Origin of the sequence: Vibrio pacinii DSM 19139 (genome assembly GCF_000711795.1) — a bacterium.
Classification (GTDB): domain Bacteria; phylum Pseudomonadota; class Gammaproteobacteria; order Enterobacterales; family Vibrionaceae; genus Vibrio; species Vibrio pacinii.
In genome coordinates this window covers 144,356-159,162 of record NZ_JONH01000005.1, presented here as the reverse complement: position 1 = coordinate 159,162, position 14,807 = coordinate 144,356, and the positions used below count along the sequence as shown (strand labels likewise).

The window sequence follows — 14,807 nt, the reverse complement described above, 5'->3', positions numbered from 1 at the left end:
ATCCTTATGTCCTATGACATTGTCTATGAACAACTGGCACTGCGTGTACCAGAAGAAGACGTTGTTCAGCAAGCCTGTACCTTCTTCAAAGAACGCCTCAACCACACCGACCCCCAAAGCACCAGCGAACTTAAACAAGCCCTCTATGAGCGTTACGGACTAACGCTACGAGCTGAAGATCTATTCATGCTCCACATGCTCATTGGCTCTAGCAATCTCGTTGACACGGAAACAAACAAACGAGCACGTAGCTGGCAGTTTTGTGGTGTAAACCCCTTCAACCACCTACTCGTGAAATACGGTTGTGACTGGTCAGCAGCCGCTGAGTCAGGTGAAGTCAAACTCAATGGTCGTGACACCAAAGCTGAAGGTTGGATACGAGCATTACGTAACACTCTGAACCTCGCTAAAGACTATGGCGTGATGCCGTATTGCCGCTCTCTAGAGGTATGGCTTAAAGCACCATTAGACACCTCGAAACAAACCCAACTAGATGAGTTAAAAATACGCCTTTCCGATTTAGAGGCAACTTGGAAAGAGCAGCAACGATTTGGTGACGATGGTTTTGATGTCACAATAAAACCCAAGTCTGCTTTTGAGATGTGGCTATTTCAGCAGCTCATCAATCGCTACCAAGGCAAGTGCTGGATAAATGGCTCAGAGCCGCCCTATCACGCTGTAAAGAAGCACTCAATCTAATAACTCCTAACCCCGTTAGCACCACAGCTTAACAACCCAAAAACACGTTTACCCACCACTCTAGAGGCCACCTTGTTATCAAGGTGGTCTTTTTTATTTTATTCGTAAAAAGGAAGCCACTATGCAAACAACACAACCAAACAGCTCATCGATAAACCAACATGATTCTTTACCTACGTTAGAGGCAAAAAAAATTAAACCACTCACGGTACTTGTCCAATGGTCTGAATCTCGCGAGTTCACTGAAGAGACACTCTATGACTTTAATGAGTTCGAAAAGAAAGCGCTGGAAGTTGCCAAACGCAACCCATTAGGCGGGTACGATAAGACAAAAGTTACCGTGACCTTCGATAATGAACACCAACATGAATGCCGCTTAGATTTAGGCTGTGGCGGTAATGACCAAGGCTTTGCTGAGCACTGCTTAAGTATGGAGCGTTATTACCGTCAACATAAAGGGGATGTCGACAAGCCTTGGCTTTATGACAAACACCACCAGCAGTTAATCGAACTCATAAACACTTATGAATTGAACCACTCATTCGTAGACCTAGGACGTATCCAGGTTAAGCAGGTCGAGGAGCAAGCTAAAGCCGAAGAAGCGGCAAAAGAAGAAGCCAAACAACAGGAGCGGGAAAGAGCATGGCGTGAACACCAACAAGCGGAGGAGGCGTTTCAAGAAACCTTAGAAGTACCACAATGGGCCAAGGGTGTGATTGTTGCCACACTCACGGACTATGACGCTGAAATCAGTGAGCCGTATGCAGGAGAGTTTCACACCAAAACGTTGAAGACCATCATTCTCGCGTGGTCGAAACACTCTCGAAACCTATTCCCTGAGCTGCGCAAAGCATGTCTGAATCACCCTGAAACGGCTTTTCTTAATGACCCAGAGAAAAGCGTTGAACACCGTGAGCGCTTTGCCATGGGAGAAGGCTATTACCTAACCGACACCAAATACATTCGTTACGGATGGCAAGTCAAAAAGCGAAACTTTTACAGAGAGGACAACAAAGCACGTTATGTGCCCTTAGGTGAGATCGCGATAAACGAATAAAAGAAAGAGAGGCGATCAATTCGCCTCTCTCAAAGTAGTCTTATTTTTTGCCATTATCAACGACTGAATCGCTTGGTGATCACAATCAACCTACTAGGTTTGAAACTAATTTCTGGACACATTATTGGTTAGAGTAAAAAATCTACTAAAGTTCCATAGTGTCCATTAATTTGAATTAATACTCTTTAAAAATGAATAAAACTAAAGATGCGTGTTATTGAATAGCCATGCTTGGTCATCAGGCCATGCAAGCGTCCGACAATATTGTGTTGAGTCGTATCGGAAGTATGTCGACTTTCATCGCAATCGACATTGTATGTTGTCACTAAATTTCCTAAACAGAGGGTAATCCAAGCTTGTCAAAGAATGCACGGTTACGTTCTTTGGCCGCTTTTACTAACTGATCGAAACTTATCACCTCTATATATGCATGGGATGGCTCGTTGTACCCAAAATAACCCATCCCATCAGATGTGATTCGCAGATTAGCTCGACGGCAGCGACGATGCATGGACTCGGTTAGGTCACAAAGCACATAGCAATACCCTGGGATATCGTTGTTGCCGGGTATTGGGCGACCAGATTTTGTCGTTACTTTACCTTCTCGTATCCTCTCTAAATAACCCAGCGCTTGATCAATTGGGTCTTTATCTTCACCTTCTCGCATATCGTTGCGCATTGGGCGTTTGATTTCGACTACGGTGATAGATGCTAAGGGAAAGCTATTTTGATCATTAACAAGCAGCGGGTTATCGAACACTCTTAGGCTGAGTAAATCTGGTTCCTTTGTTGAGTCATTACCTGTAATCGACATCGCTTTGAGTGTTTTGTCGGAAGCTAGGTAATTGTGGAATGCTAAACGTTCGTCGATCAACCAAAGGTTGCAAGAATCCAGTAAAACCTCACTGGAATCTTTACGCATAGGCATTATTAACTCATGAATCATATCCTCACGAGCATACTTGCCATCATCCAGTCGCTCGATGGATTTTTGCAGCAGATCAATAATGACCTTTCGATGTGATACGTAATTGGCGAGGTCTGATTTTTTCAGGTCTTCAGCTTTTCGCAGATACTCACTCAGCCGTTCCTTGTACTCCTCTACGTGCTCCTCATTTTGAGGTTGCATGATGTCATGGCCCTCGCTTACTAACTGTCGCTCGACCTCATACCAATGAGCATGTAGATGTAACTCTAAGTCTTTGTCCGATTTTTCTGGGTCAACAATGAGCTGTTCTTCTGCTACATAGTGAGCAATAGGCCGGTATCGAGGAGCATGACTGTCAATAAAATCATCTACGCGTTTACGACCGGCTGAGACATTTTCTGCCAAAACATCTTGCAGATATTCTTTAGTGCGTGCGAGCACTGCATCGCGAATATCTTTAAAGCTTACTTCGTTGAGCATGTCCTCTACGTTTTCGGCAATATCAAAAGAGGTGCGCTCGCTGCGTACACGCTCATCTAGGTAGCCTGAAGACACGTAACAGGTATAGGTAAATTCCCCTGATGCGTCAGATATTTTGCCGTATAAGCCGGGAACTTTTCCTTGAATGGATTCTTCCTTAACCAAACGATTAGCGGCACACAAGGCTAACTGATGCTTTTTATTCACCGATGCACGAAACTTGATGTGAGTTAGGTCGAACGCATAATCGCGTATTTTTATCGTTTCGAGAAATGCACTAGCGTGTATATGTTCTTCGAGCAAGGAATCTAGTTCGAAAATCTCACCAGCGTCTTCTACTTGTATATTGGGAGCACTGCCTTGACGAACAAAGTACCAGAGCACATGTTCAAGTAGCTGATTAGCTACTGTTAGCCCCTTGGTAGGTACCTGCTTTCGATAACTTTCATCAAATCCCACCAGTTTGATTTGAGTACCTGGCTGCTGCTCGGTAGCTACCTGAACATTTTCACTGTGGACACCTGATTTATCGTTAAAGCGAAATACACGCTTTTTAAGCTGGCCATCAACATCGATAAAATGGCTTTCCACTTCGACTAAGTCAAACACCTTCAACCACATCAAGCGACCGACACCTCGGCAGCCTTTGTCAATTTTGTGGTCGGAATCCAGTGTTTCAAATGACTTAAAGTTGGTTTCATCAAAACCACAACCATTATCAGTTATAGTGAAACCCAATATAGGTGGTAGCGATTTGGCGTCGAAATCTAGACTCTCCTGAGTCGCGCGATTGATCCGAAGAACAACCTTACCGTTATCGCTATTCCCTTTTTCTTCAATCGAGTGAATAGAGTTTACCACCGCCTCAAAAACAGGCATCAGGCCGTGGCTCTTGGGTAGATAAGTGTTTCGTAAGCGACCTTTTAAGTTAGTTTGTAGGCTCACAGTGTAGCCTCCCTTTGTTCATCATAATTACTGAGAAACTCGTGTAGTTGCTTTAGCTTGAGTAAGAGCTCGTCAAAAGTAATTATTTGCACGTTCTTAGAGTTGCGACGATATATCTCAAAAGACTTTTTTTTGTCTTCATCATCAGGGATTGTTCCGATGATCAAAATACAGTGGGCAGCATATGACTCAATGTCATAAAGGCGATTGTTATTTTTTATCGCGGCAATGTTCTGTTGTAGCTGATAAGACTGATCCAGTACTTGTGTTACGGAGCCCGTAAGTTCTGTTGATGCGCAGTAAACACTAGCCCTATAAGCGGTTTTGTTTAATAAGACAGAAGAAGGCTTCTTTATTTCAATCAAGGCTAGGTTATTTGTAATACTATTTTTAATTAGGTAGTCGGTGATTTTTTCGCCATCACCACTAAGACGTTTTCCGCCAACACTGGCTTGATCCGATATTTTTATTGCGGGGTAACCAAAAGCAAGGCTCAAGATAAATGGGTTTTGATTAAAGAGTTTCTGCCAAGTATCCTCTTTAGTCTTTTTAGTTAATAAGTCTTCATATGAACTAATCAAACGCTCAAGCGAGACTAACTCTATATCACTTTTTAGTTTGGCCAAAGTAACAGGATCTGTTTGTTTGACGGTAGCTTTATCTCCAGCAATCAGATTCATGGCAACTTGCTTATCGGTGTTCGTGATATTAATCCGAAGCATTTTGCTAATAGCATCATTGTCGGTTGGTAATGGTCTTTGATTATTTCCCAATTGATATGCAATATAGTTGTAAGCCGTTACTTCCTTCGTAATACGAGCAACCTTCCTTGCTCTTTCTGTAATACGGTTGCAGGAACGGCGCATTTCGTCAAAATCATTAAAGTTTAGATGAAAGTAACCATAATCGGTATCGCCGGTTTTTTCATCACCAATGGCAATGCATTGGTGCTCAGTTTGTTCTTCGATCGCTGATATTATTGCTCTGTATTCTTTTTTTAATCCCAATCCATAACGAATGTCTTTAATAAACCCAGAAGGTAAATGTTGCAAGCAATCATATACGTCCTCTTTAGTATAAGGTGCTGAGTCAAGTGCGACCTCAATACTAATCTCATCTATACCCTTGTATTTGTTTTTTAAGTAATCTGGATGAGTTGGTAAGGTAACTATTGGAAAAATAGAAATGAAATGGTCTTGACCACAAAATAGTGCAATCTTTCTTTTATGCTGGCTAGGCTTTTCCATCCCTCTTCCTGCATCTTCAAGCTCCCCTTTACTCGGAACATAAAAAACTTCCGTACAGTTAGGGTATACTTCTTCAATCTCAATATTCAGATCTTCAGGGCTGAAATCTTCAGGTAGTAGCCTAGCCATCCTATCTCCCTATAGCTTGCCAATGTGCGGCCTTTAATGCTGGGTCTATGTAGTTTGCTCTGGTATCTGCTTCTGACGACATATATCAACTACTCCCTCAACTCTCTAGTTCTACTAAAGCTTTTTCTGCGATAGTCCATGGTAAACGCCTACCATTGGCTTGCATCTGCCTATAGGCCTCTCTCGCTTGTTCTGTGTTAATTTGCTGATGTACTACCAGCTGGCTTACTAGCCAAATTGTGCCTTTGACAATGGCAGCTTCTTTCTCAGCTGCTTTTCTAAGTGCCATATCTCCCGTTAGCAAAGGGCACTGCTCTTGCTTAGCTAAAGCAAGGGCAAAGCAATCGTTTCTACTTGCTTGGGTATAGGTGCCTGTTAGCTGCATGGCATACATCATTGATTCTGAAGAAACCTCTTTTAACGCTAACCCTAAATCGGGTAAGTGGGAATGTTCTTCTTCCAGCTCTTCGAAAAAAAGAATATCTGGCGTTGCGAAATCAAAAGGTAATTGAAACATTGCTTCCAACAGACCACCTTCTTCCATATCAATGAGGATATTGGCGTCACTAATTAAAAGTTGCTGCACTCAACACCTCCAACTTTCGTTCTTTATGAAAGCTAGAGACAGACATGCCAAGTAACTCAGCGGCTTTTGATTCCCCTATGTACTCCTCACCTAAAGCACGGTAAACCAGTTGCTTGTGTAGATATGTCGATTCATGAGGGTAGGCCTTTCCAGGCTCTTGAGTGCGCCATCCATTTTTACTAAACAACATAAACAAGTTTTTCTGAGTCGCTGGCGTAATAATCCCACACTGCCCAGCACGAAACAGTGCTGCCAACATGCTAATACCATATTCATGCTTAACCATGAATAATTCACGTGGTTCGATGTGACGGCGTTTTTCGCCCAAGTGTTCAATAAGTGTTTGAGCAGGGAGAAGAAACGCACCAGCAAACATATTACAAGCCTTCTCTTCATCAAGGCCTTCAGCCAAGCGCCCATGCACAACTAAATGACCTAGTTCATGAGCCAACGTAAAGCGCTGGCGATCGCCGCTTTGAGCCGTAGAAATAACCACTACAGGCGTGTTCCCGATTTTCCCCGCAAGACCGTCAAACTTTTTATCCGTTTCCACATCAGTGGTAATGATCATCACTCCTTTAGATTCGAGGGTATCGATCATATCGTGGATTGGATTTAAACCAAGATCCCATGTGTGGCGCATTTGAACAGCCAAGTCTTCGGCTTGCTCTAAGCAATTGATTTGCACAGGAAGGTCTTCTGGTAGCTCGAAATCAGGGATAGGTTTCACTGAATCGGGATAAAGCTCTAAAAGCTCTTTCCAACGTTCAGCTTGATCTAAGACGTCACCATTGATTCGATCTAGTACTTTCTTTGGGGTGCTAGCACGCTTGCGGTACTCAACACCTTCTAACTTCACCTTGGTTGGTCGAAAGAAATATTCGGTGCGTACATCTAGCGCTTTCGCAAGCTTAAGCAAGTTTGAAGAAGAAGGCATAGTTGTACCATGTTCGTACTTTTTAATGGCGTTAGCGGACAGGCCAACTTCGCTAGCTAATGCACTCATTGATAGCCCGGCAGCCTTGCGGGCTCGTTCTAGGCGTTCTGCAAACATGGTATCCTCTCAAGCAACGGGTTGGTTTATAAAAAATATAAATTATAGAGAATTGTAAACCTTGTTGGTACACTTTTATAGTGAAAAAGTCACATTGGTTTAATGTTTGGCATTATTACACCCTTAGATGGAAGCTGTCTTATCAGAACAAAGTTACAGTTCTAAATTTTCAGATATGTTGAGTGCATCTTCCATCTCTACTCCTAAATAGCGAATGGTATTATCCAATTTCACGTGACCAAGCAATAATTGAACTGCGCGAATGTTTTTGGTTCGAGCATAGATCAATGTCGCCTTGGTGCAGCGCATGGAATGCGTACCATACAGATAGGGATCGTAGCCAAGTGCAGTTGCCCAACGGCGAATAATGGTGGCATAGCAGCTATAGCTCATTGGCCTCCCTTGTTTGCGAGGGCTAGGAAACAGATAGTTTTGAGCCGATAGTTGGCTGTGAATTAACCATTGAGTCAATGATTGTGCGGTGCGTGAAGTGATCTCAAACTGTACCTCTCTGCCCGTTTTGCTTTGGCTGTAAAGCACGCGATCTTGAATCACACCATCGGAAGAAACATCCCTCACTTTCATTCTTAGCAAGTCACAAGAACGGAGCTTGCAATCGATGGCAAGATTGATCAGGGCCAATTCCATGATATTGCCTTCGATTTCTAGTCTAGTGCGAATTCGCCAGATGTCTTCGAGCTTGAAGGGCTTTTTCTGCCCAGTTAAGTGACCTTTCTTCGTCCACATAATTGACCTCCAGTCTAACTTTAGAAGTGGCCTGAATAAGTTTAGATGAGTTAGATTGAATGGTTATGCAGTTAGGGACTGACAAATATTGCAGACTAAAGTGGGTTAGAATCTTTGCTCTATCTGATAAGGGGGCAAAAATCACTTAGAGTAACAACTCAATTAACTATGATCACCAGTGACTCTCTCCAGCGCTCTCTCATTCTAACACAAGCAGCTTTCCTCTCTAACCTACCTCTAAAGCTAACAAACCATACGCCCACTTCAATAACACATCTTTCCTTATGCTCTTCCAGCGCTTCACACCCTAACCCCAAAAATATTCAGGCATATGTCATCAATGTGAATACCCACCATTGAATCCGACAGGAGCCCGTAATGGCAACTACCCAAAATTCTGATTACAAAAAACAACAGCGCTATCAGGAGAATGAAATCCTAGAGCATGCGGCTGAGATACTCGCCACACGCTACGTGCGTGGTGATGCCCTAACTAACCCAGATGCCACCAAAGAGTATGTGCGCTGTAAGCTAGGTAGCTATGAGCGTGAAGTGTTTGCCTTATTGCTACTGGATAACCAAAACCGACTGATTGAATTTAAAGAGCTGTTTCATGGAACGGTGGATGCGGCCAGCGTCTACCCACGTGAAGTGGTGAAAACGGTGTTAGAAGTGAATGCCGCAGCGGTGATATTTGCCCATAACCATCCATCCGGTGACTCAACGCCGTCTCAAGCTGATAGACGCATAACCGAAAGACTCAAGGACGCGTTAGCGCTGGTGGACGTTCGCGTACTTGACCATATCGTGACAGGCGATAGCTGCACCTCGTTTGCCGAAAGGGGGTGGTTATGATTGAGCAACATTATGGTGAGCTTTCTATTGATGATGCATTACATACGTCACTGGAAGCCCTTTTGAATCGATACACTCTCCCAGAGAACGCAGAGCGACTCGTCCTGAACTGCCGTCAGATGAGTTACTACAGACGTCGGCAAGGTTTGCATCCGATAGAGGTGCAGTTTAAACGCGAGTCAGCCACCAGCCCTTGGCTGGTGGCGTTCTTTGCGAGCTTCTCTTACCCCGATGACCACAGCACAACCGTTGAGCCTGAGCTGTACTTTCACCTGGCTAATCGCTGGTGCTATCAGCCCGATGTGGGGAGCACGGATTTATCCCACCCAGAAGTACAAGAGCTGCTCTCAGTATGGATGAAAGCCTTTGCTCGCCACCTCTCTCGAAACGTTTTTGATGACGTGCAGCTGACGATGGTCGGTACGCTCCAATAATTCTCACTCTGTTATTTCTTATTTGAATCCTGAAACAAGGAGGACTCACTATGTCCAAATTAACCTTCACAGCATCATCACTACCTGTGTCTAAGAAACTGCATAAGCTGCTAAGTGAGCAGTTGACCACCCATTTACTGATTAATGAAGCACTGACCACCAGCCGGTATCTGGTGTTTAACTTTCGCGATAAAACTTACAGTGCAGATGAAGGCGGCTTCCATCCGGTTGAGATGGCGATTTGCCAAACCTCATCAGGGGAATGGAGCATTGAGTACATCACCGACTTTGCTTATATGGGCAACTACTACCCAGAGCTGGAGCGAAACTTAGACTTTGATTTTCGAGTTGGGCAGTTCTTTGTGGCCTATCGTGGCTGGCTACCGATGCAAGGTAGCCGTGATGCCAAAGAGCTGTATCGGCTATGGGAGAGTAACTTTCTCGCATACGTCGATATGGACGCTTACGACGAGATAGCCGTCACCCCGCAATAGCTCATGACTTCCCTTCTTCTACAAACCATCAAACTTGTCACTGCCCTCATTACGCTGTTCTCACTATCTCCGTTCTTCGGCGCCATCGGGACCCTATCCACTTTAGGGTTTCTGGTGGTGCTGTTGATTGGGTTATTGGCAGCCATTGTAGAGCTCAGTGATAAGCATAAGCCTCGTTAATGTTAATCGGCTCACGCTTTAGTGAAGCCGATTGATGCTGTTTTCACCGTTGGACATTATGTGTCTGACCCACCTCTATTCTCCCGACATTAAATGTCCACCTCCGGTCTTGGAGCTTTGATGTATTGAGAGCGTAGTCATGAGCAATAAAACCAGCATTGAAGGGTTATCCGCTTTGCTGCACACGCTGATGCTTATTCCTCAACATCGATGGATTACCGTTAGGGAGTTGCAGCAGCAGTTAGCCCTACTCGATATCCACCGCACCACGCGCAGCATTAAACGCTACCTCGATGAAGTCATTGTGGAGGTGTTTAACGTGGAGTGTGATTCGGTGAGCATGCCCCATGTTTATCGGAAAACCTCAGAGCAATTACTGAAGCTCAACAAGCAGGAAATGCTCCATTGGCAACTGACCAACAAGTACTTACTACCGCTAGTTCCTGATGCACTGAATTATGGGCAAGGGTCCTCCTCGGAGAGAGACAAACCCTTGCCACACAAGGGGTCAGCACATTCAAAAGAGCAAGAATGGTTAGCCAAAGTACATGTGGCATTACCCACTATTCGTGAGTGGAGTCATGAGCAGCGGCAAGTATTGAATGCGGTACACGCGGCATTACTGCACAACCGCATGCTCAAAATATCGAGTCAAGTTTTGCAGCAAGAGAAAGCGCTCATCGAGCCATTGGGACTCTCGGTTCAATGTGACGCGCTCTTGCTGCTTTTTCGATTATCCGGTCAACCTACGATACGCACCCTAGCCTTGCCTCTGATTGATGAGGCCAGTGTATCGACGTTTTCTTTTATCTATCCCACTGATTTCAATCTAGAGCGGTTCATGCGTGAACACGATGGAGTCAGTGCGTCCTAAATTTCACTCACCGATAAGGAGAGCACCGTTATGACATTAACCGACACCCTACTCCGATACGCCGCTATGACCATCCTATTTATAGGACTCACCGCTTGTGGCGATCAAGAAGAGACTCAAGCAGCAACGACAGATATTGAAGTGTCGATATCGACTAACTCGCACTGGGGAACATTGGTCTTTGACCTGCAAGCTATCGCCGACAACACCGTAATTAGCAATGTGGTGATTAACCGTGGCAACTGCCGATTACCCGCAGGCACAACTTCAGAGCTATCAAGAAACGTTTCATTGAACTTCGGCCAAACCTACACCGGATACAGCAACAACTGCACCGTAGACAGCGTGAAAGAAATCGAAGTCACTTCCAGTGCTGGCACCTTTGTCTACACCTTCTAACTTCCAAATAACACACTCAACCAACTCGTAAGGAGCAACTATGAACAAGTCAACTCTACTTATCACTACAGCGTTAGTTTTCTCCACCTCTTCCGCCTTTGCTGGTGGAACACTGGGCGGTAACCCATCCGCAGATTCGGGAGCCGTCAACGTCAGTGTAGGCAAATGCACTCAATACAAAATGGATGTGAAAGCGGCGCAACAGGAAGGTAAGAACATATCGACCATCACAGTTCCTGAAGGCTGTGACGCAATCAAAGAAAAGTAACACCACCAGCGACGGTAAAAAATGACAATGGGGAGCAATCACGCTCCCCATTCTTTTTTTCTGTACCTAAATTTCACAGCCCACACCCCAAAGTAGTAAGAAGGTTCTGGACAGAACCTTCTTAGCCGCTTCGGACGAAATCTACCCTTCGGATAACTTCTGGTATCCCAAAGCAAGATCAGGCTCCGCAGTTCGCAGAGTATGAGATGGAAGAGAATGGACATAGTCATGCATCATTATTATTAGCATCAATATAATTTTTATCCTGAAAAAGACACGATTTATTCACATCCGTAGTAACTTAAGTTAGGTAAGTACACCGCAATATCATGAATCACTAAATCAATACTGGAATTTCAGTCTAAGTAAACAATGGAAGCGTTTTCGACGAAAGCCCAGGCATTATCTCAATAGGAAATGACTTGTATTCCATACCGTTCACAAGGCAGCCACTTTTTCCGTTGCCTTTACGGGTTCCATCTTGGTCGTAAGTTCCCCAAGATTTCCAGTAGAAATGAGCTTTATACTGTTCACATTGATCACGCAAAGATTCAACCCAAGCTAACGATGTTCTCCTTGCATTTTGGCTGCTTTCACCTCCACCAACAACCAACCGAACTCCTGTTAAATCAATATTGCCAAGGTCTTCCAAAAGAGGCTCACAACATATATGTTTGTTATATGTTCTTATTGCCTGAAGGTCACGAAGTCTTGTTAGACCATACTTTTTGTTTTCGACTGTGACTCCTAGCCAGAGGTTAGCGGGTACAAGGCGATTTCTAAAGTACGCTCTCATTCGACCACTTCTTTTAGTTAGCATGTAAAAGTTATGCCAATGGCACTTTTCCACAATTTCGAGAATTCGATCCAATGTTTCATCAGTAACATGTTCGTGGAACGAATCGCTCATATTGTTAATAAAGTAGAGAGTGGGTTTGCGCCGTTTCAGCGGGGGTGCATCAGTGATCCTATTCTCATGAACAGTAAAAACAAACTTGTTGTCGTATCCGCTGGTACCCCATCGATTCAGCTTAAGCGCTAAACTCTCGGCGTAACAGTTTTTGCAAGCTGAGGATATTTTGGTGCAACCCGTAAATGGATTCCAAGAGGTAACTTTAAGTTCAGCCATCGAATTTACACTCGCTCAGACGTTAAAAAAAAACGGAGAAATAGGATTTCTCCATCGCAGCTAAAAGGGTGGTTCAACTGTTAACGCCTAAATGGATTACGCATCTCTGAAACATTTAGCCACTTGCCATCAGTTTTTTCCCAGATAGAAGTATATTTAGCAACTTGCATCTCTTCACCTGGCATCTGAAGCTTTACTAGACCAAACGCCCATGCCATGTCATTAGACGCGCTAACATGTGCCTCGATAGGTTCCCAGGCAAACAATAAGCCTTCGATTTGTAACAGTTGAGTAAACAGGGCCATCTGCTGGTCTCGACCATACAAGATATTCCCTCTATCAAGGAACAAAAGACCATCCTTGTCGAGGTAACTAGCTAGCTTATCTAGCTCTTTTTTTGCCACCATCCAGCATAGATCTCTTTCAAGTTGCATAATTTCAGCTGTCGCATCAGTATCCACAAACATTGGGCTTCTAAAGTTCTCTACACCGTTGACAACACACGGCTCATTGGTCTGATTAGCTGGGTCTGTCCAGTCTTTTGCTGACGCAATGAAAGGGACAAGAGATACAGCTAACATTACTCCAGACAAGATGATTTGACTTAGTGATTTCATTACTTGATCCTATGTAAATATTGCTTACATTATTTTCGATAAATTGATTTAACTATCTGAATTTCTTATTTCTGCTGTAACTTTCCACTCATCATCCTCCCGAATCCAAACGGAAACATATTTACCAAACTCCTTGTGCCCATCAGGGTATTCAATTGTGATCACTCCGTGCACCCAGCCCATGTCATTGGAACTGCTTACCTCAGAATACGTAGGCTCCCAAGAGAACTTGGGTGCATTCTCAGAAACAACTTCCGTAGAAACAGATTTAAGTCTTTCTGAAAAGAACTCATGTGCATTTTTAACTTCCGAACCAGGATTAAATAGAAGGGCATTCTTTGCGTGGATCTTCTTCATCCATTCGATATCTCTGGTGACATTGCGTCGATAAGATTCACGCTCTAACTCCATGAGTTCTTCTGCGCTAGTACTGTATTTGTTCATAACCCTCTCCATACAACTTACTAGTAGGTAAGCTATTAGCTTAAAAAAATGACCTGCATAGATACAGGTCTGTTTTCAACTATGAAACCTTAATCTGGCATCATGTTGCATCTAATCTGTTCAATCGTATCGAAAAAAGCACCTTCTCCTTCAGCTCGGGCATTTATAAGTGCGCCCTGAATTGCAATCACGATCAAGGAAGCCTGACTTCGAGCAGATCCTTTGAAACTCATTTCGCCATTCTCAAGGCCTTGTATAAGTACCTTTTCTAACCAGTCTTTATCAAGCTCATATACTTTTTCTACCCCTTTTTGCATAGCAGGGGAGATAACGTTATGTTCCAACCTAAGAACACTTGCCATACAGACTTGGCCTGAGTTTATCGTTCGCGAAGCCATCGTATCGATATAAGCATCAAACTTCTGCCACGCACTGGAGCCAGCATTATCTGCAATAGCCTGCACTTGCTTGGTTGCATCAAGGTAGCTATCTAACAGAGCGTTCCCTAATTGTTCTTTGGTGCGGTAATGACTATGAATTGCAGCTTTAGAAATACTTAGTTGATCTGCAATGTCCTGATAACTAAAGGCACTGAACACTCTTGATTGCAAAAGTTCTGCTGCAACATCTAATACTTGCTGTTTTCTACTACTCATATAACTTTACATGTTCTTTTATTGTGGTCGGCGCAAGAGCCCTGTTGTTTGATGAACAATACTTACTAGTAAGTAAGGTGTCAATGGTTTTTTGAATAGAGTGTTGTGGTTAATAATCGAGCACACAACGCTACAGCGAAATTGCATAACCATACAAATGAAAGTTACAGCGTCAATACGAAGTACATGCACGAATTTGGGAGATTCCTTTCACCACTTCTACGCTGCCAAACATGAGAAAAAGTATGTGATTCCAGTGGCACGATCTGCCACTGAGTCATTGCGTTAAATTGGAAAGGGGCAAAAAATTGCTATAAGAGAGCGGTTGTTCTAATGCCCGTTCTCACTCCCACATCGCATCCACCTTCAGATATATGTTATCTAGAAAAACGCAAATAACAGGCAATAGCGGATTGTAGGGTTGATACCTACAATCCGCATTGTTGTGTTAGTCGATGTCGTTTCTCGCAGCATCGACTACCAACTTATCCGCTCTTTCAACACCCATAAAAGTTAAGTCAGCCTCTCAACCCAAACTTCTATGCGCAAAGTCTCCGAGTAAAAGCACAACCAGCATCAAAAACA

19 protein-coding genes are annotated in these 14,807 nt (G+C 43.8%); 9 read left to right on the top strand and 10 right to left on the bottom strand.

The window, feature by feature from the left end; genetic code table 11:
* Positions 1-6: 6 nt before the first annotated feature.
* Complete coding sequence (locus BS19_RS05145) at positions 7-699, top strand: hypothetical protein (protein ID WP_038173786.1); 693 nt, start codon at positions 7-9, stop codon at positions 697-699.
* Between the two features lie 121 nt (positions 700-820).
* Positions 821-1,756: an LPD25 domain-containing protein gene (locus BS19_RS05140; protein ID WP_038173785.1), complete on the top strand. Its 936-nt coding sequence runs from the start codon at positions 821-823 to the stop codon at positions 1,754-1,756.
* Between the two features lie 185 nt (positions 1,757-1,941).
* Here the strand turns inward: BS19_RS05140 and BS19_RS20150 are convergent, their stop codons facing one another.
* The 6 genes from BS19_RS20150 to BS19_RS05115 all read right to left on the bottom strand — a co-directional run bounded on the left by BS19_RS20150 (position 1,942) and on the right by BS19_RS05115 (position 7,872).
* Positions 1,942-2,082, bottom strand: coding sequence for a hypothetical protein (locus tag BS19_RS20150; RefSeq protein WP_211252988.1), 141 nt, complete (start codon positions 2,080-2,082; stop codon positions 1,942-1,944).
* Positions 2,083-2,090: 8 nt separating this feature from the next.
* On the bottom strand, positions 2,091-4,109 hold the full coding sequence (locus BS19_RS05135) for a hypothetical protein (RefSeq protein WP_038173784.1): 2,019 nt from the start codon (positions 4,107-4,109) through the stop codon (positions 2,091-2,093).
* Positions 4,106-5,485, bottom strand: coding sequence for a Shedu immune nuclease family protein (locus tag BS19_RS05130; protein WP_038173782.1), 1,380 nt, complete (start codon positions 5,483-5,485; stop codon positions 4,106-4,108). Before BS19_RS05130 ends, BS19_RS05135 begins: the two co-directional genes overlap by 4 nt.
* A gap of 97 nt (positions 5,486-5,582) precedes the next feature.
* Positions 5,583-6,071 carry a PIN domain-containing protein gene (locus BS19_RS05125; protein WP_038173780.1) on the bottom strand — a complete coding sequence of 163 codons (489 nt, stop codon included), beginning with the start codon at positions 6,069-6,071 and terminating at the stop codon, positions 5,583-5,585.
* Entirely contained in the window at positions 6,052-7,125 is a 1,074-nt protein-coding gene (locus tag BS19_RS05120) for a helix-turn-helix domain-containing protein (protein WP_038173779.1), read from the bottom strand. Before BS19_RS05120 ends, BS19_RS05125 begins: the two co-directional genes overlap by 20 nt.
* A gap of 153 nt (positions 7,126-7,278) precedes the next feature.
* Positions 7,279-7,872 carry a tyrosine-type recombinase/integrase gene (locus BS19_RS05115; RefSeq protein WP_038173778.1) on the bottom strand — a complete coding sequence of 198 codons (594 nt, stop codon included), beginning with the start codon at positions 7,870-7,872 and terminating at the stop codon, positions 7,279-7,281.
* A gap of 378 nt (positions 7,873-8,250) precedes the next feature.
* Between BS19_RS05115 and radC the strand changes: the two genes are divergently transcribed.
* The 7 genes from radC (at position 8,251) to BS19_RS05085 (ending at position 11,376) form a co-directional block, all read left to right on the top strand.
* Positions 8,251-8,727, top strand: coding sequence for a RadC family protein (gene radC, locus BS19_RS05110; protein WP_038173776.1), 477 nt, complete (start codon positions 8,251-8,253; stop codon positions 8,725-8,727).
* Entirely contained in the window at positions 8,724-9,161 is a 438-nt protein-coding gene (locus BS19_RS05105) for a DUF2787 domain-containing protein (RefSeq protein WP_038173775.1), read from the top strand. Before radC ends, BS19_RS05105 begins: the two co-directional genes overlap by 4 nt.
* Positions 9,162-9,211: 50 nt before the next feature.
* Positions 9,212-9,655, top strand: coding sequence for a DUF2787 domain-containing protein (locus BS19_RS05100; RefSeq protein ID WP_038173774.1), 444 nt, complete (start codon positions 9,212-9,214; stop codon positions 9,653-9,655).
* Positions 9,656-9,658: 3 nt separating this feature from the next.
* Entirely contained in the window at positions 9,659-9,835 is a 177-nt protein-coding gene (locus BS19_RS20145) for a hypothetical protein (protein ID WP_157631137.1), read from the top strand.
* Positions 9,836-9,974: 139 nt separating this feature from the next.
* Positions 9,975-10,709 carry a transcriptional regulator gene (locus BS19_RS05095; RefSeq protein WP_038173772.1) on the top strand — a complete coding sequence of 245 codons (735 nt, stop codon included), beginning with the start codon at positions 9,975-9,977 and terminating at the stop codon, positions 10,707-10,709.
* A 30-nt stretch (positions 10,710-10,739) separates the two neighbouring features.
* Positions 10,740-11,108, top strand: coding sequence for a hypothetical protein (locus BS19_RS05090; RefSeq protein WP_038173771.1), 369 nt, complete (start codon positions 10,740-10,742; stop codon positions 11,106-11,108).
* A 40-nt stretch (positions 11,109-11,148) separates the two neighbouring features.
* The gene (locus BS19_RS05085; RefSeq protein ID WP_038173770.1) at positions 11,149-11,376 is read left to right on the top strand and encodes a hypothetical protein; all 228 of its coding nucleotides are present in this window, start codon (positions 11,149-11,151) and stop codon (positions 11,374-11,376) included.
* Between the two features lie 361 nt (positions 11,377-11,737).
* On the opposite strand, the gene BS19_RS05080 is transcribed toward BS19_RS05085, so the two are convergent.
* The 4 genes from BS19_RS05080 to BS19_RS05065 all read right to left on the bottom strand — a co-directional run bounded on the left by BS19_RS05080 (position 11,738) and on the right by BS19_RS05065 (position 14,222).
* On the bottom strand, positions 11,738-12,505 hold the full coding sequence (locus BS19_RS05080) for a DUF5131 family protein (protein ID WP_038173769.1): 768 nt from the start codon (positions 12,503-12,505) through the stop codon (positions 11,738-11,740).
* Between the two features lie 80 nt (positions 12,506-12,585).
* On the bottom strand, positions 12,586-13,122 hold the full coding sequence (locus BS19_RS05075; RefSeq protein ID WP_038173767.1) for a nuclear transport factor 2 family protein: 537 nt from the start codon (positions 13,120-13,122) through the stop codon (positions 12,586-12,588).
* A 48-nt stretch (positions 13,123-13,170) separates the two neighbouring features.
* The gene (locus BS19_RS05070) at positions 13,171-13,566 is read right to left on the bottom strand and encodes a nuclear transport factor 2 family protein (RefSeq protein ID WP_038173766.1); all 396 of its coding nucleotides are present in this window, start codon (positions 13,564-13,566) and stop codon (positions 13,171-13,173) included.
* A gap of 89 nt (positions 13,567-13,655) precedes the next feature.
* On the bottom strand, positions 13,656-14,222 hold the full coding sequence (locus tag BS19_RS05065) for a TetR/AcrR family transcriptional regulator (RefSeq protein WP_038173765.1): 567 nt from the start codon (positions 14,220-14,222) through the stop codon (positions 13,656-13,658).
* Positions 14,223-14,807: the final 585 nt, after the last annotated feature.

Coding starts and splice junctions, on each gene's coding strand:
- BS19_RS05095 (WP_038173772.1), top strand. CDS start 9,975: ATGAGCAATAAAACCAGCATTGAAGGGTTATCCGCTTTGCTGCACACG.
- BS19_RS05075 (WP_038173767.1), bottom strand. CDS start 13,122: ATGAAATCACTAAGTCAAATCATCTTGTCTGGAGTAATGTTAGCTGTA.
- BS19_RS05120 (WP_038173779.1), bottom strand. CDS start 7,125: ATGTTTGCAGAACGCCTAGAACGAGCCCGCAAGGCTGCCGGGCTATCA.
- BS19_RS05080 (WP_038173769.1), bottom strand. CDS start 12,505: ATGGCTGAACTTAAAGTTACCTCTTGGAATCCATTTACGGGTTGCACC.
- BS19_RS05100 (WP_038173774.1), top strand. CDS start 9,212: ATGTCCAAATTAACCTTCACAGCATCATCACTACCTGTGTCTAAGAAA.
- BS19_RS05090 (WP_038173771.1), top strand. CDS start 10,740: ATGACATTAACCGACACCCTACTCCGATACGCCGCTATGACCATCCTA.
- BS19_RS20145 (WP_157631137.1), top strand. CDS start 9,659: ATGACTTCCCTTCTTCTACAAACCATCAAACTTGTCACTGCCCTCATT.
- BS19_RS05145 (WP_038173786.1), top strand. CDS start 7: ATGTCCTATGACATTGTCTATGAACAACTGGCACTGCGTGTACCAGAA.
- BS19_RS05065 (WP_038173765.1), bottom strand. CDS start 14,222: ATGAGTAGTAGAAAACAGCAAGTATTAGATGTTGCAGCAGAACTTTTG.
- BS19_RS05085 (WP_038173770.1), top strand. CDS start 11,149: ATGAACAAGTCAACTCTACTTATCACTACAGCGTTAGTTTTCTCCACC.
- BS19_RS05130 (WP_038173782.1), bottom strand. CDS start 5,485: ATGGCTAGGCTACTACCTGAAGATTTCAGCCCTGAAGATCTGAATATT.
- BS19_RS05070 (WP_038173766.1), bottom strand. CDS start 13,566: ATGAACAAATACAGTACTAGCGCAGAAGAACTCATGGAGTTAGAGCGT.
- radC (WP_038173776.1), top strand. CDS start 8,251: ATGGCAACTACCCAAAATTCTGATTACAAAAAACAACAGCGCTATCAG.
- BS19_RS05115 (WP_038173778.1), bottom strand. CDS start 7,872: ATGTGGACGAAGAAAGGTCACTTAACTGGGCAGAAAAAGCCCTTCAAG.
- BS19_RS05105 (WP_038173775.1), top strand. CDS start 8,724: ATGATTGAGCAACATTATGGTGAGCTTTCTATTGATGATGCATTACAT.
- BS19_RS05140 (WP_038173785.1), top strand. CDS start 821: ATGCAAACAACACAACCAAACAGCTCATCGATAAACCAACATGATTCT.